Origin of the sequence: Sphingobacterium zeae (genome assembly GCF_030818895.1) — a bacterium.
GTDB lineage: Bacteria > Bacteroidota > Bacteroidia > Sphingobacteriales > Sphingobacteriaceae > Sphingobacterium > Sphingobacterium zeae.
Genome location: NZ_JAUTBA010000001.1, coordinates 2,215,747 through 2,233,278, shown reverse-complemented (window position 1 = coordinate 2,233,278; position 17,532 = coordinate 2,215,747). Strand labels below are relative to the sequence as shown.

The window sequence follows — 17,532 nt, the reverse complement described above, 5'->3', positions numbered from 1 at the left end:
CAGGGAAAGCTATTTTGCTTTTCCCAATTTTTCTTCCAACATTTTGATAAAATAGCCCCCGACAACGGATCTTGCTTTAAATCCAGCTCTTTTAGGACGGTCTGTATAGGTCCAATCCGACATGGGAACGCGATCGGTTGTTTCGTTCATAAAACGGTAGACTGGCTTCAAAAATGCCTCAAAGGTAGGCTTATCATCTGCCATGGTCGCCGTCCAAATAATCCAATCGGTTTTGGTGTAAGGCTGACGATTGTCCAGGGGAAGTCCGTATTTATTTTGTTTGCTGAGATAGTATTTAATTTCAGTTTCACGGATAGAAGGGTCAAAAATATCCATCTTAAGCAATTTATCCCAGACCATATTATACTTTTGACTCCAGGTTCCACTTTTATCAAAAGTTAACTTGTAGTGATCCCCATCTTCGGCCATCTTTTTCCATTTCATCGCCATTGCTTTTGCTTCGGTCAAATACTTTTTCGCCGTAGCCTCTTCACCAAGCATTTGGGCCAGATAACCGTAAGATGCAATACCCAAAATAGCTTTAATAGATAAATTGGCATTATGCGCAAAATGGCCTGCAAAATCATCTGTACACAACTGATTTTCGGGGTCAAGACCTTTATCGACTAGATAATCTACCCAGGTAGACAGCACTTTCCAATGTTTTTTGGCATAAGCTGCATTGCCTTCCACCTTGGCCAAAGCATAAGTTAATAGCAGCATATTGCCTGATTCTTCCACGGGCATATCCCCACCGTAGGTTTGGCCATTCGCCAAAGGATAGGTCCCAACATCATGCGCCGCAAAAGGTTTTGTCCACTTATTGCTTTCACTATAATAAAAAATGGCGTTCATTAGTGCTTTGGCCAGTTCAGGATTATAGTAAAGGAAAATCGGAGCCGAAGGATAGGTTACATCAACAGTTCCTATTGACCCATTGCTATCATTTTCCTTAGACAGTAAAAGCAGATCGCCATTGGGTGCTTTTACAAGTTTATGAGCGGCGATTGCCTGTCTATAGGCCAAGGCACATAATGCAGCATAGTCCTCACCGCCGTTGCGCAAAGCTGTACCCCATAATTCGGCATCGAATTTATCAGCAGCCTTTTTGAGAACAGTATACTCTTTGTCGGCCAGTTCAAATTGCTTTTCAATGGAACTATTTCCAGTATTATTCCAATATGGCCGTAGATTTTGTCCAAAATATTGGATCGAGTACAGGTCATCATAGCCCAACAAGATCTTATCCTGGTAGCTTGATGAAACATCAAAACTTTGTATCAGCGCCAATTGTTGCCCTCCATTTGAAGAAGAGCCATTTTCACTCTTCAGAAAATTAGAGCGTAATTGATGGCTACTTCCGACCGCGGACTTTGTCTTTGATTTTGCACCAGCCATATAAAAATACCCCCAATCTATCCGTAGGTCGTCACCTTTCTTTGCTAGAACCTGCTGACTTTTGCTTCCTGTCTTTACAAACTGGAGATTTCCGGAAGTAAAGAAACTGCTTGCAGCATCTTGAAGAGGAGAATTCAGTGCCCAATTTGGTGCTGCCTCCAAATAGAGTTGTACCTGGTGCTTCTTGCCATCCTTCGCATGGACCGTATAGGAAAGATAATTTACGGGTCTAGCCATTAAGTCCAATTTATCCAGAAACATGGGCGCAGTAAATGTAATTTTTAAATCAACGGGCCCGCAGTTAAACGAATAATGTGTTTGTGTTGCCTGCACATTGGAAGTGATCTGCTTCGCTTCATTATCGAATTGAATACTACCTTCTTTTTCTGTAAAGAGTCCAAAATCAAAATATCCGTTCGCTACCCTATTATAGCAATAACCCGCCAGTATATTTTTTCCTTTTTTCAATGTTTTTACGACATGATCTGGCAGTTTGACCCGACTATTTTTACCTGTCGAATTACCTGTATTAACAACTTCAATACCATTGACGTACAAAATAGCGTCATCGTCATGTGTAAATTCGATATATACAGATTTTCCTGTCAGATCCTCTGTCAGTTCAACTTCCCTTTTAATCCAAATTTTAGGTTCCTGCCAATCAGTCTCTACATTGGGCTCTTTATCCTTGGTACCGAATGGCGCTGCCCCGGTTTTCCATTGCCGTGCATCAAATGAAGGTTTCATCCAGTCCGAGGCAGGTTCGCTGACAACGTAACTTCCCGTCCAAGCCGCATGTTCGCCCATCCGTGCCAAAGGCAAAAGTTCAGCCTCTTCTTTACCCAGGAAACGATAGGTTTTTCCATCCACCTTAAGTACCCCTAATAAGGGGAAGGATTTGCCGGTCCAATGACGTACAACATCCGCATTTAATTCGTTGCTATAGGACCAGGCACTTGTATTGGGATCGATTGTTACTAAAGGATAGGCAGGCGCACGAAGCTCATTCTTAAAAACTTGTTTTTGTGCAAACGACGATACCGATTGACATACAATAGCCGTTGCAATTAGTAATTTTAATTTCATTGATTTCGTATAAAATAGGTTTAGGTTGACAGGTATACTTTCAGCTATAAATTTAGGCCGCAACCCGAGTTGCGGCCATATCGCTATCAATTATTTGGTAGGTGCATTATAAAGCGCCTGATGTGCAGCCTTCAATTCTGCTTCAGGCATTTTTACAACTTTTCGATCATAAGTCATCAAACCATTTGTTTCTACTTCCACATCTGTTGTCTGTGTATAAACAGCGGCCGACAATCCCATCGGAATTAGACGTGTCAAATCATGGATAAGACGTTTGTAACGCTCCAATAATTCCGTTTTATTCTTGAAACTTTGGTATCCCCAGTTGTCTTTTTGTTGCCAGGAGTGCCCATCGATCGGTAATCCCAGACCACCAAATTCACCCAATGCAAGCACTTGCTTAGCGCCAAACAAATTTGGATCAGGCATGGCTGCATCCGGATAATTATGGATATCCAAGATATGTCCAGTTTCCATAAAGTTACCACCGCTGGCACTATTGACGAGTCTTGAAGGATCATTAGACATTGTCCATTCCGTTATTTCTTTTGTTTTGAATTGCCCCCAAGCCTCATTGAAAGGTACCCAAATGACAATACTTGGATAATTATGCAACACTTCCATAATGGTTTTCCACTCTTTCCGGTAGTAATTCTCAGATTCCTGTGAACGTACTCTATCCCGATTTCCTCCTGAAATCTTTCCTGGTTGCATATCCCAATGGTTTCCGCCAAGATCGCCGCTAGGCATATCTTGCCAGACAAGCATACCTATACTATCGCAGTACCGATACCAGCGCGCCGGTTCAACTTTGATATGTTTACGGATCATATTGAATCCCATTTCCTTTGTTTTGACGACATCAAACTTCAGCGCTTCATCCGTTGGTGCGGTATGTAGACCATCTGGCCACCAGCCTTGATCCAATGGACCATATTGGAAAGTAAACTTATTGTTTAACATTAAACGTTGAACGCCGTTTTCATCTTTCTGCATGGCTATCTTCCGCATGGCGAAGTAGCTTTTCGCCTGATCTACGACTTTTCCTTTTCGAATCAGCTGAATTTCCAGATCATAGAGCTTAGGGTTACTTGGGGACCATGGCTCCAGATTAGGTACCGAAAGATCGAAAGATGTATTCGGTTGTCCTGTTTGTTCTTTAATAACCTTTCCGCCATCCAATGCACGCACCTTTATTTCGTCACCGGCTTGACTTCCTTCTACGGAAGCCTGAAAGGCCAAGACTCCATCGTCCAAACGCGGAGTCTGTTTGGTACTCACAATATAAGTTTGGGGGACACTTTCTAACCAAACGGTCTGCCAAATTCCCGTCACTGGTGTATACCATATACCATTCGGCTTGTTCACTTGTTTACCCCGTGGTTGTGGACCATCATCAGTCGGATCCCATACCCGAATGGCTATTTCCTGTTTCGCTCCTTTCTTTAGGAAGCTTGTCACATCCATCGAAAATGGATCAAAACCACCTTCATGTCTTCCGACCAATTGATTATTTACATACACATCACACTGCCAATCTACGGCACCGAAATGCAGCAGGACCTTATTTTTACTGACAGACTTGTCCAATGTTATGGTATTATTATACCACAACGCTTTATCTTTCCCGACCTCTTTACCAACACCGGACAATGCCGATTCAATAGCAAAAGGAACAAGGATATTGCCGTCCCATTGACGAGGAATCTCTTTAGTACCTACTGGAGTGATTGCATATTTCCATAAGCCATTTAAATTTTGCCAATTGTTTGTTCTGGTTAATTGTGGCCTAGGGTATTCAGGATGTGGCTTTTGTGCCGTTACTTTCTCGCCCCAAGGAGTTAATATATGTGACCCTGCGGGTTTCCAATCCTGAGCAAAGTTCAATTGTGCTGCCATCATCAAACTGGCAAAAAGTAAGGTTTTCTTCATCATAAAAAATCGTTGAGTCATTTATTTATATCGTATTTATACTATTTTACAGTTGGAAAAGCAGCAATGCGCAAACGTGCTGCTCCCATGGGAATCAGTTCAACTTCCTGCACCGCACCCTTGCTTTCCACCGGACTCAGAGGCAATACGCCCGTTAATCCATTTTCATCAATTTTCCATCCATCAATACGTTTCGCTTTCACAAGAATCGAAATAGGTACTGCTTCTGCGTCAAAAGGAAATGCATCTTTAGGCCATGGTCGTTTGACCACTTTTAGTTGGTCAACAGCTTGGAGCTGATTTTGTACAAGTCCGTAATTCCAGTCACTTGCAGGAAGGATTTCATAGGATGGCCATTTTGATGGATCTGCAGTCTCCTGCCATTTGGAATCTCCTATTGCCGAAGCCTTACTATCCTTTTGCACATAATTTTCTTTGATTTTAAGTGCGTAGGTCAATGGTCCACGCTGGATACTCACTGAATTTTTATTGGCCGTCCATGTTTTCAGATCTATGGTCATCGGTAAGGAGAGCTCGACCTTGTCGCCGTCTTTCCATTTCCGTTCAATCCGAATATATTTTGCTCCAGCTTCTATAGCCTGACTTTTACCATTAATAGTTACTTTGGCTTGTTTCGCCCAGGCAGGTATACGGAGATAAAAGGGAAAATCAACCGTTTTACCCTGTGTTCCTATTTCAAATCGCAGCGATTCTTCAAACGGATAATTGGATTCTTGTCTGATCTGAATAGCCTGCTTGTTTCCGACTTTGATTTCAGCTTTTGATGCGGCATAAAGTACTGCCGCAACACCATTATCATTTGTTGCCATATACAGATGCTCCGCATAATATGGCCAGCCCTGACTGTGATTATGTTGACAACAACGTGAACTGAAGGGGTTCATCATTAAAAATGGTCCATTATTATCGATCCCAGGAGCATGATTATGGCTATCGCTGATAGTCATATTAGGGCTCGTGATATAGCGTAATGCTTTAAAATCGGCTGTCACAGCGGCTGGGTAAGTATTAAAAGCAACTTCTTCCGCGTGATCCGCCCAAAAAGGATCGCCTGTTATCCCGAGAAGGATTTCATTGGAAGCCATCTGCTCCACCATACCACAGGTTTCCACCCCTTGACGGGGATCGGTATATCCCGGACGCGCATTTTCATCAGCACCGAACATGCCGCCCGGAACCTGACCAAATACTTGTCTGACAAAATGAAAATTATCGTAGGTTGCGTTAAGATCTGCAGTCGACTGACTTTTCAGATAATAGGTTGCTGGCTCTCTGAAACATTGGGCAACATTGACATTATGCCAATTGGGCAGATCATCTTTCTGCCGCCAATTGGCGGTATTCCGATGGATTTTATCTGCTAAATCCATCAACCATTCATTGCCTGGTGTTCTGTTATAGAGCCAATATACGGACAGCAAATTGTCACCACCACGACTGTTTTCCCAATAATCCTTCAGAAAAAAACTATCCGGCAAATTGGCCTGCCATTTAAAATAATTGGTCATTAAGGTTAAGACACGTTGGTCGCCGCTATACTCATAATAGGATTGCAGGCACCACAACATCAACATGTTCCCCCAAAGATCCGGTTTGTTGTTACGCAGCATCAATGGCCCAAAGTATCCATCAGGACGCTGGCTTTTTAGTGCGGCTTCCAACCATATCTTTGACTCCGCTAGGATTGTAGGATCTTTTAAGATGTAGCCCAGATTAGCATAACCTTTTAGCCAATAAGGAACTTCTTCCCAACCATAATCTCCTTTCCCATCCGTACTTAACCATGCATTATTTTTTTTGGACAACCAGGCACTAATTTCGCCCAAATGACCCGTAAGACCATCTTTTTGCAGCTGCAGATATTTTCCAAGCCAACCTTCGGGTACGATGCTTCCTACAGGTAATTTTAGCAGGGCATTTTGTTTTAAAGGCAATCGGTTATTAATATAGCTTAAATTTTTCCCCTCCACAGGCAGATGATCAACAGCAATTACAACATGGCTTTGCGCTGAACTTAGAAAACAAATTCCAATCAAATAAGATAATAAACCGATTTTTTTCGTCATTGTTGGCTTGATTAGTTTATAACAGATTATCCAAAAATAAGGTTTAATGAATGAGTTGGATGATTGATTTTTCTCAAAAAACTGCCTATTTGTATCAAATCAATAAAACGCAACTGAAAAATCATATTAAGCCTATTAAATGAAGAAAGCGCACCACTTCACAGCGGTGCACTTTCAAACCAATCACTATTAAATATGTATTATTTTACCGAAAAACGATACAGGGATTTCGTTTGATAAACTTCTCCTGGGTTAAGGACTGTCGTTGGAAAAGCAGGTTGATTCGGAGCATCCGGGAAATGCTGCGGTTCTAGACAAAAAGCGGTGCGAAATGAATCTTTTTTTCCATTCTTCAATTGTACCTGCTCATTCATAAAATTGCCACTGTAAAACTGAATACCGGGTTCAGCCGTCAATATATCCATGACGATACCTGATTTATCACCGACTACATGCGCCGCTTTATACCAGTCTCCTTCCTTTTCTCTACTCAACACAAAATTATGATCGTATCCCTTTCCAAAGCTAAGTTGCTGATCATTGGCATTGATATCTTTTCCAATCGACTTTAAATTCGTGAAATCAAAAGGGGTTCCTTTCACTGGCGTCAACTGTCCAGTAGGTATCAAGGTGCTGTCTACAGGTGTATATTGGTTGGCAAACAACTGGAGTTGATGATCCAGAATGGTACCACTCCCCTCACCATTTAAATTAAAGTAAGCATGGTTTGTTAAGTTGATCACCGTCTTTTTATCTGAAGTAGCCCGATAACCAATCATCAATTCGTTGTCGTCGTTGAGCGTATACGTCACTTCCATTTGAATATTACCCGGAAAGCCCTCATTTCCGTCCGTTAAGGTATAGGCAAAAGTAAGCGATGATGGATCGGAAGATTTTAATGACCAATGGGCAAAATGCACCCCTTTGAAACCTCCATGTAAGGTATTGGGGCCATTATTTACCGCCAACGTATAGGTTTCGTCCCCCAGTTTAAATTTCCCTCCGGCGATGCGGTTGCCAAAAGGTCCAACAATGGTACCGAAAAATGGCTCTTTTGGATTATTATAATCGGAAGCTTTAGAAAATCCTAAAACTACATCGCATAACTCCCCTTTATTATCTGGAACCCACAAACCCACTAATCGTGCACCAAAGTTGGTGAAGTAAGCCTGAACGCCATTTTTATTACTCAATTTATAGAGGTAAGCCTGTTTTTGATCAATAGTTGCACGGAACTGTGCAGTATCCATAAGGGCCGCTAAAGAATCTACTTTAGCAGATTTGGAGCCAGTCGATTGCTGACAAGACACACAAAAAGCGAGCATTGCAGAAAGACCAAGCAAGGTCATTTTTCCTTTCATTCGTCGTATTTTAAAATGGTTTATAATCTTTGTTTAGATAGAACTTGTGTCCTTTTCTAGATTTTTTTATAATTTTAGCGATTACAATACATAGGCTAAAGTCTTAAATTTTTGAGATACTTTAAGATTAAATTGTTTCATTTTAGCACTATTTTGTATCAATAACCAAATAATCATGATCAACCTGAGGTTTCTACGCTTTCTATTCTTTCTGCTGCTTCCGCGGTTGCTCCATGCACAGCCCTATTATTTTAATCATTATCAAATTAATGAAGGACTGTCAAACAATGCCGTCATCTGTAGTATGCAGGACAGTCAGGGCTTTCTTTGGTTCGGCACAAAAGATGGCCTAAATCGCTTCGATGGCAATAATTTCAAACATTTTAATGCCTCGAGCGTTGGGAAAAACAACCTAGGTGGTAACAACATCATTTCGTTAACAGAAGACTTTCGAAAAAGAATATGGATTGGTACAGATCAGGGAATCTATTGCTACGATCCCGTGGATGAAGAATTTAGACTCTTGAGCAAACAATTTGAAAATGCAGATGTCCCGGTTATTATTACCGATCAACGCAAAAAGATTTGGTTTATATCCAACGGAATGCTCTATTTCCATGATTTGATCAGTCATGAAATTCGACAACTGACCAAATCAGACCTGTACATCACATCCATCAGCTGCACAAAAAATGGAACGGTGTTTTTTGGCACTCCTGAAGGGAAGATTTTCCAAATAGATGCTGGGGGCAACCCTGTGCTGATGCTCGACTTTCAAGCAAAATATGGTGCTAAAGATTGGTTTAGTATTGAGAAAATAAAAGAAAATCACCAAGGAGACTTATTGATTGGTACTTCCAAAACTGGGGTATACAGCTACCGATTCAAAGACAAATCGCTTAAACCTATACTGGGCCCCGAACAATTGAAGCAATTTCTCTATGTAAGAGATATTTTACAGCCAAACGATCATGAATATTGGTTTGCAACAGAATCTGGTCTCTTTATTTATCAAATAGCTAGTCAACAATTTATCAATATTCAAAAAGAGCAAGAAAATCCTTGGGGCATATCCGACAATGCTATTTATAACGTCTTACAGGATAAAGACGAAGGTATCTGGTTGGGGACGTATTTTGGTGGAATCAACTATTATCATAAAAACAACAGTATAATCGAAAAATTCCTACCACAGGACCGCCCGGGGAGCTTAAAAGGGTCTGCCGTACGCATTATAAAAAAAGGTATCGACCATAATATCTGGATAGGCACCGAAAACGGTGGGTTATCAAAACTCGACCCCATATCGGGTAGAATTCAAAACTTCTCGGACAAACTAGGCAATCTGGCAAATAATAACATCCATGGTATTCTCCCTATTGGCGACAAATTGCTGATAGGCACTTTCGTCAATGGTCTCGACATTTTTTCGCCCAAGCTTCAAAAAGTGATCTATCACATCGACCGCAACAGTAATACACCATCATCCGATCTCCAAAGTAATTTTCTATTTTATCTCTATAAAACCCGGAAAGGGGATATCCTTGTAGCTTCAACACGTGGATTGTACCGCTTTGATTTTGATAAAAAATCGTTCCACCTCATCAATAATGTTCCAGAATACATGTTTTACACAAGCATTTTGGAAGATAAAAAGGGGAACATCTGGGTAGGCACCTGGCGAGATGGACTGTTTTGTTATCACCCGACGACGCGTTACTTCAAACATTACACACATCGGCAGAACGACCCTAGCTCCTTGCCAAATAATAGGATCAATAGCTTATTTGAGGATTCTCAACAGCAGATTTGGATAGCCACAGAAGGTGGAATGGCAAAGAAAAAAATAAATCAAGAGGGCTTTCAAAACATTGGTCTAGCAGAAGGAATGCCCAGCAATGTGACGCTCGCCTTCTTAGAAGATAGACAAAATAATCTTTGGGTGAGTACCTCTAAGGGCTTGGTACGCTACCACCTTCCCAATGGTAGAAAACGGATTTTCAACTTGGAGTCAGGCCTTCCAACTATTCAGTTCAATTACAATTCATCTTTTGATGATGAGAATGGAAACTTCTATTTCGGCACTATAAATGGACTTATTCGTTTCAATCCGGAAAAGCTAAACCAAATTAACTATAAGAATCAAATACCGATTTATATCACTAATTTTTACATCAACAACAGAGCGATCAATCAATATACCGATCCCAATATTCTATCCAAATCAATATTATTCACTAAGAATATAAAACTAAAACACGACGAATCATCCTTCAGCCTTGATTTTGCGGCTTTGCATTATCAAGCCCCCCACTCTATTCATTATAGTTATAAGATGGAAGGACTCGACGACAGGTGGATAGACATTACGAGCAATCAACGTGCATATTTTACCAAGCTCTCTCCCGGAAAATATATTTTTACAGTAAAAGCAGAAGATCCCAATGGCAATACAATCCCTACTTTTGCTAGTCTTAAAATTACGATCCTCCCACCCATCTGGGCAAGTATACCGGCCTTTATTTGCTATGCATTAATAGCCGCTGGACTGATTATATTTATAATTTATCATTTTAATGAAAAGATCAAACAACGCAATCGACAACATCTCTTAACCGTACAGAACCTACGCGAACAAGAACTCTATCGTTCAAAAATCAATTTCTATACCGATGTTGCGCATGAAATACGCACGCCATTGACCTTGATCAAAGCCCCCTTAGAAAAACTTATGGATAAGGTAGATCACAATCCCGTCACCGACAAACTATTATTGACCATGCAAAACAACACGGAGAAACTAATTGCCCTTAGCAATCAATTGCTGGATTTTAGAAAAGTCGAAACGGAAGGGTTTAAATTGCACTTTGAATCGGAAAACATCAGCCTGATGGTTCAGGAAATCATCGGTAACTTTACAGTGACTTTACAGTCGCAAGGAAAACAGATTGTATCGCAAATTATGCCTGATATTATCGGTCAAATCGATTCGGATGCATTTGACAAGATATGTTATAACCTATTGAATAATGCCCTTAAATATTCCTTATCGTTTATTGAGGTAAATTTGAATATGGATATACAGAAAAATATTTTTATATTGACCGTGAAAAACGACGGCGCTTTAATTCCTTCAGAAGAAAGGGAAAGAATTTTTGAACCATTCAATCGCTTAAAACAAAATAAAAATGTTCCTGGAAGTGGTCTGGGCTTGGCATTGACAAGATCCCTGACGTTGAAACACCAAGGTAACTTGTTATATACTACAAATGACCTTCAATTGAACGTATTCACTTTGACGTTACCTTTGAATCACAATACAAATCCATAATTATGAATGCCAAATCCAATTTATTACTAGTAGATGACCACACCGAACTGCTCGAATTCATCGCAGATGATCTCAATGAAGATTATCAGATAACGACAAGTTCTAATGGAAAGCAAGCGTTGGATTTACTAGCTTCTGAATATTTCGATCTGATTGTTAGCGATGTAATGATGCCGGAAATGGATGGTTTTGAGCTTTGTCAAAGAATCAAGGAAAACATCGCGTATGCACACATTCCAGTTATCCTTTTGACTGCAAAAAATAGTATTGAATCAAAAATTCAAGGGCTGGAATTTGGTGCTGATGCTTACATTGAAAAACCTTTTTCGCCTGCTTTTTTGAGGGCGCAGATAGCTAGTTTGTTAAAGAACCGGATAAAGGTTAAGGAGTTTTTTATCAAAAATCCCATGTCCCAGATACAACAGATCGGCCAAAATCAAAGTGAACAGGAGTTCCTGCTGAAGATTGAAGAAATTATTATGCAGCACCTCGATGATCCACAGTTCAATGTCGACCGAATGGCCGACATACTCTGTATGAGTAGACCGACACTCTACCGCAAAATTAATGTTGTATCGAGCCTCTCGCCCAATGAATTGATTAATTTGACTAGGCTCCGAAAAGCAGCAGAACTGCTTATTCAAAAACAGCATAAAGTGTACGAAATTTCAAATTTACTAGGTTACAGTTCCGCAACACATTTTTCGCGTAATTTTCAAAAACAGTTTGGCCAAAGCCCAACTGAATTTCAGGAATCACAATCGAAGTGACCTATTACTTGAGCCACAACATCCATGCTAGACACATTAAACTTAGGTAAACATATAAGCTTTCAAATACATCTGTTCGAAATTAAATTCAAATTACTCTTCAAGATACATATCGGTGTTTTTTTTCTTGACATGGAGGTTACCATTCAATATCAACCTGCACACCATCAGGACTATTTTCAAATCCCAGTAGATAGGTTTTCGTTCTCGTATCCCAATTTACTTCCGAAAACACATCGCGTTTCCCTACTAAAACACGCTTTGGCTTATTAGGCAATAATATACGCGAAATGTTGGTCGTATTAATCGGGCTTTTTGCAATAAATGAATACCGATAATTAGCCGTTACTTCGCTGTAGATACGACTTGCGGAAGCCAACACCTGTGGTTGTTTTTTGTTCTTTATGTGATCAATATTCACAAACAAACACTGCTCATTCGGCTGAATACTTTTAGACGTGATAACAGGCAAAGCCGGATCGTAAAGATCGATTAGATTTCCCTTAACCTGATAAGGAAGATTGCTGACACTCTCATCCAATACAGCGACCAGATCGTAATTGCCTCGCGTCAGTGTAAAATAATTTTTAAATTGCAGCTTTTTCCCTTGACCAATACTTTCATAAAGATTCTTGGTCACATCCAGCAGTTTCTGACTATTATTCGGTTTAATCACAAATTCCTTAGGATCGGATCGTAATACGTACAAAGTACCTTTCCCGTACCTGTATTTTCCCTCTTTTGCCATTTCGTCCTTCAGTCCCATCTGCTTAAATAGATGATCGGATGGTCTTTGATACTGTCTACCATTGCTATTCCACCATTCCTGTACCGATTGAAAAGGATCGAGATCTGTTCCACAGTAAATCAAAACGCCACCATTTCTCACCCAATCCGCGAGGCGATGATGTGCTTCAGGGGCTAAAGGTTTCATATTGGAATAAGACATGAGCAGGACTCTCGTGTCCGCGAGGGCATTCTTGACCGCTAAATTTTCCAAATGAACTGTTTTTATAGGTACCCCGCGTTTTAGGAAAGGAAGGGCGAGTCCATAAAAGTTGGCTAATTGTGGATCATCATATCCGGCATGTGCCGGAAAACGCTGAAACATCAGTGAATTTGCCAAGAGCACACTGATCCCTGTCGATCCACACACTTTGCTGATTGATTTGGGCATACTGTTCAAGCTATTGATCATCACCTGCATCTGGGTCGAATAATGTCGTGGTATTTTTTCTTTTTGATCACTATTAGGGCTTGTTTTATACAGTCCCTCATAAATACGTTCGGGCCAGGGCATCACCTCATAATCGGCAATATTTGGATACAAAAGCTGCGCTGTGAATGTCGCCTGATAGTTTTTCTTATAGTCAGCCCAATCCCGGGGCCAATCTTCGATCGGATCTGTCAAAAAAAACATCTTCCGTCCAGTTGGTGCAGTCATCGATTCCATTGCACCATATTCCAAAAATGCCGTTTCGAAAACCCGTTCTTTCGCGACGCCATTAAAATAATTAGGCTCACGCGAAGTTCCCGTCCATACCTGCGCAATGTAACCATCTACACAGGGAAGAGAAGCCAAACTTGCTTCGGGACTAACAATCATCCACTGCGAATAGTTGATTAAAGAGTGTGTCGGCACATAACATTTTACGTCCATCCCTTTAATTTTTCCATAAGCTTTAGCATAAGTAAAGACTTCATTCAGCGCATGAAGATATAAAGCATACTTCAATTTATTCGACAAGTAAGTATTTTCGGGCGATTCGTGTTGCGGTCGCCAATCAAAACCATAGTACCTTTTCCATTCATTTTTAAACGATTCACTGTATCCGGCACGTGCCCAAAATTCGGGTTCTTCCATAAATATGGCGTCGATACCAGCATCAATGACCCTTTTGACATGCATCTCCTTGATATACTTTAAATAATTTTCAGTAGGAACAATATAGGGAACCATATGACCATGCCAGATGGTGTCGCCTTTGACATCGACCTGCCCCTCATCCAGGTGCATCTTACCATCCCATTTCCCTGTAAAGTAATCTTGGTACTCGCCCCAGGCAATCCCGGTCATAAAATGAGCAATATACCCCTTATCACGCCAAGATTTCACACGATCTTCAAAGGGTATCTTTCGGGATTTGTCGGATGGGTTCCCACCTGTTCCATAGACCATCACCGCATCCGCCCGGTTATCAATTGTTGGGCGCCACTCCCTGGAGCTTTGAAATGTCGTCTTTATCGGATCTTTCTTTTGGGCGACCGTCGTCAGCGCCGCTAGCATCATTAGCGAAAGTATGTTCGTTTTTATCATAAGTTATTGTCTATTTCTACTACGTACAGTTTACGCCTATATTCCCCTTATAATTCAACAGATTTAGTCGATAAAATCCAGCAAATGTTGAGCGAGTCGATGATTTTAACAGACTCGCTCAACATGGATAAAGATGTGCTTATTGAATATCGACCCTTTTGGCTTCGTTGTAATTCCATCTTCGCGTTCCCGTTCCCCGAGGCGTGTCGTAATTAATCCGCGACGCTGCCCGAATAAAAACCGTCCGCCCTTTTGGGATTTCGCCCACAGATTCGAGATCAATAACCTGCCCCAATTTTGAGTTAAAGCTATTGCCACCATACTCAATTTTGCTAGACCAACGTTCATCCCGCGCTCTATACCCTACCGTGGAGGAATAGCTGACAAAGAATTGTATATCTGTCACATTTAAAAAATCCACATTATAATTTCCTAGAGGTTCAATTTTATCCCGAAAAAACTGTTCGGTTACGGCGCGGGTAACTTTTACCTTGGCTTTTACCTTTCCGTTTTCCACAACTGGATTTCCGACCCATTCGACTTTAAGAAAAGGATGCACCTCCATCTTGATTTCATGAGAGCCATTCAGCTCCATGTTTTTGCTGTCATCTGACAGCACCTTCCCATCGCCATCGGTACGCACCAATGGAATAAAAGGCCCATCAACAGTGATATTATAATTACCTTTAAACAATTTCGTGTTTTGAAACGTCCCGTCGGGCATGCAATAGAAATCAGGGTTGTGCTCCACATTGTCACCCCAACTCAGCTCTGTCAATCGAACACGGATACCCTCACTTCCCTGATCGGTCAATATGGGTTCTCCGGTCGATGCGTCGGCCACAATACCTTTTAATGCCACCGAAGGAGCTTCATAATTATCTGCCTCAAAAAGGCTGCACGAACTTAGCATACATATGATGCCTATCGCGCCGAAAATATTATTTTTCATCTCTTTACGTTTAGTGATGGGTTGAATGTTCCGAATTTAGTTGCCTGCTATTTTCCGGAACGCTGCTCCACCAATAATTCACTTTGTTATTAGAATTTCAGGCCTTACAAGTGACCTGTGCCTAGCGTCTCGAATCGCTCAGCACAGCATACTTGTTTATCGGTTAGGTTGCTGGTCAATCACTGGACTTTTCGCTACCTCTCCTCCGGGAATTTCAAAATAATAGTCTATAGGTGTATACCGGAATGTTTTGGTACTCACCCATTGAAATCGTGCATCAAAGAAGTATTTACCCGTTGAGGTGGAAAAAAATGGATATAACCCCCTGAACCTAAAATTTTCATTGTTGCTATATAGATTTTTATCCTTTTGTGTTCCCCAAAATCCATCCCGGCCATCAAAATGCAGTACCCGCCATCGACGCAAATCCCATTTTGCTTTATGTTCAAACGCAAGTTCCTTGCGACGCTCTCTTCGGACGATATCTCTTCCGGTATTATCTCCAGAGATCGCACCTGTTAGCAAATCTGCTCCCGCCCGCAAGCGAATCTCATTAACAGCACTGGTTGCTATCTGTAAAGGATCGCTTCCATCAGCAGTATTCGCACCTAGCATTTTGAGTTCGACAGCTGCTTCAGCTGCATTTAATAAAACTTCAGCGTAACGCATTAAAATAAAAGGCTGATCAGACTTCCCTTCCCCCACTTCTTTTGCAGGATTTGTATTCAGCCATTTACGTACATAAAAACCAGTTAATGTCGCCTCACCATTATCGAAGAATGGCCCTTCGTTTCCGGCAGCATTCATTTTTTGTCCATTATAATCAACAGTTTGCTGACCACTACCATCTCTTGGACTCAGGTACAGCGTCTTAGGTGAGCCTGTGTAAGCACCCAGCTGTTGGTAACGTGTATCCGCGTTTGCATAAGAATAATCCGTGAACAAGGGTTTTATGGGTGCTGAACCGGTGTATATTCCTGCCCTTATTTCCATTTTTCGATCCTTGAAGATATCATCGGGAAAGATAACATAAGCACGCAAGCGAGGTTCCGCATTTTTAAAGAAGTCCATCGGTTTGTCGTAAAGTCTATACTCCCCGTCCTTGCTGCTTTGTCCGGTAGTCACTTTGACTGTTCCGTCGGCGTATCTGTCAAATCCATCAAACAGTTCCATAAAATCTAGCGTTGGACAAGTACCCGCAGAAAGTGGCGATCGAAAAGTGAAGGGCGAACTAAACGCATCAAAACTATGTGTCAATGTCGGATAAACATATTGTTTAACGTATATATTTTCCGGACTACTGAGGTCACTAAACATATCCACCATATTTTGATACTGAGCTTCTTTATCGTTCGCTGCCCATTTCTTTTTATACAGCGAATAGCCCCCAGCTGCTATTACCTGTCGAGCTGCGGCGTAAGCTTCGCCAAAGTACTTTTGTGATGCAGCCCTTGCTGTGGTCGCATCGAAACCAATCACCCGTACACCAGTTTTCCTTCCAAGACCAGTCAAGCGACCAGAAACAGTTTCATTATATTTGGCCACACTTCCAGCATAAAGCATGGCTTCGGACTTAAAAGACAGCGCTACAAACTTGTTGGAATAACCTGTTTTAGGACTCTTCGTCATGAGCAATTTAATGGCCTCATCGTAGTCTTTAAGGATTTGGTTCCAGGTATCTTCCTCACTGGAACGAGGTATTTCCAGATTATCCAATGTATTCGGATATTGCAGTTCTTTCGTCACCAAAGGAATTCCCCCGAAGCGTCGTGCCATGGCATAAAATACGGTTGCCCGAACATAGTATCCCTCACCTAAGTAATGATTATAAAGTTCTTCAGAAAATTTATCCTTGTAATTGGGTAGAGTTTCAATCAGATGATTGGCATCCCGAAGTAATTCGAACGCTCTTTCCCAATACGCTGTCCGCTCGCCAGTAAACGAAGTACTGATTCCATCCCTGGTCACAGCTTCGCCCGTTCCTTCAATGCCAATCGCAGCCAGCCAACCATTGAACTCTATCCCCCATTGCGCCATATATTTAAAATCTTCAAATGGCATTAGACTGTACATCCGAGCCATATAGATATCCATACCAGCTGGGGTATTCAATAGATCTTGATCTGTGACAATATTTTTGGGCATGATATCCAGATCGGCACAACCTACAAATCCGATGGAGCCAGCTAATGATAATATAACGAGTAATTTTTTCATCTGTATAAATTTGCTTTTCAATTGGGATGAAGCTATCCGATTTATTCATTCCTCAATAAGATTGAATAAATCATGATGTTT

General features: G+C 41.2%; 9 protein-coding genes. 2 read left to right on the top strand and 7 right to left on the bottom strand.

The genetic code is table 11. From position 1 onward, the window contains the following. Positions 1-9: 9 nt before the first annotated feature. From QE382_RS09085 to QE382_RS09070, 4 genes are all read right to left on the bottom strand, one after another. A complete protein-coding gene (locus QE382_RS09085) occupies positions 10-2,484 on the bottom strand; it encodes a glutaminase family protein (protein WP_307185614.1) in 2,475 nt (824 codons plus the stop codon). 90 nt (positions 2,485-2,574) lie between these two features. Beyond that, a complete protein-coding gene (locus QE382_RS09080; RefSeq protein ID WP_307185613.1) occupies positions 2,575-4,419 on the bottom strand; it encodes a glycoside hydrolase family 2 protein in 1,845 nt (614 codons plus the stop codon). Between the two features lie 38 nt (positions 4,420-4,457). After that, on the bottom strand, positions 4,458-6,503 hold the full coding sequence (locus QE382_RS09075; RefSeq protein WP_307185612.1) for a beta-L-arabinofuranosidase domain-containing protein: 2,046 nt from the start codon (positions 6,501-6,503) through the stop codon (positions 4,458-4,460). Between the two features lie 200 nt (positions 6,504-6,703). Next, positions 6,704-7,864: an aldose epimerase family protein gene (locus QE382_RS09070; RefSeq protein ID WP_307185611.1), complete on the bottom strand. Its 1,161-nt coding sequence runs from the start codon at positions 7,862-7,864 to the stop codon at positions 6,704-6,706. 175 nt (positions 7,865-8,039) lie between these two features. Between QE382_RS09070 and QE382_RS09065 the strand changes: the two genes are divergently transcribed. Both QE382_RS09065 and QE382_RS09060 read left to right on the top strand, forming a co-directional pair. After that, positions 8,040-11,195, top strand: a complete 3,156-nt coding sequence (locus tag QE382_RS09065) for a sensor histidine kinase (RefSeq protein WP_307185610.1) — start codon at positions 8,040-8,042, stop codon at positions 11,193-11,195. A 2-nt stretch (positions 11,196-11,197) separates the two neighbouring features. After that, complete coding sequence (locus QE382_RS09060) at positions 11,198-11,965, top strand: response regulator transcription factor (protein ID WP_293954587.1); 768 nt, start codon at positions 11,198-11,200, stop codon at positions 11,963-11,965. A gap of 139 nt (positions 11,966-12,104) precedes the next feature. Here QE382_RS09060 and QE382_RS09055 read toward each other — a convergent pair whose 3' ends face one another. The 3 genes from QE382_RS09055 to QE382_RS09045 all read right to left on the bottom strand — a co-directional run bounded on the left by QE382_RS09055 (position 12,105) and on the right by QE382_RS09045 (position 17,451). After that, positions 12,105-14,282, bottom strand: coding sequence for a hypothetical protein (locus tag QE382_RS09055; RefSeq protein WP_307185609.1), 2,178 nt, complete (start codon positions 14,280-14,282; stop codon positions 12,105-12,107). A 139-nt stretch (positions 14,283-14,421) separates the two neighbouring features. Further along, complete coding sequence (locus QE382_RS09050; RefSeq protein WP_307185608.1) at positions 14,422-15,234, bottom strand: DUF3823 domain-containing protein; 813 nt, start codon at positions 15,232-15,234, stop codon at positions 14,422-14,424. A 156-nt stretch (positions 15,235-15,390) separates the two neighbouring features. Further along, positions 15,391-17,451 (bottom strand): RagB/SusD family nutrient uptake outer membrane protein, encoded by a 2,061-nt coding sequence (locus tag QE382_RS09045; protein WP_307185607.1) that lies wholly within the window; start codon positions 17,449-17,451, stop codon positions 15,391-15,393. Positions 17,452-17,532 lie beyond the last annotated feature (81 nt).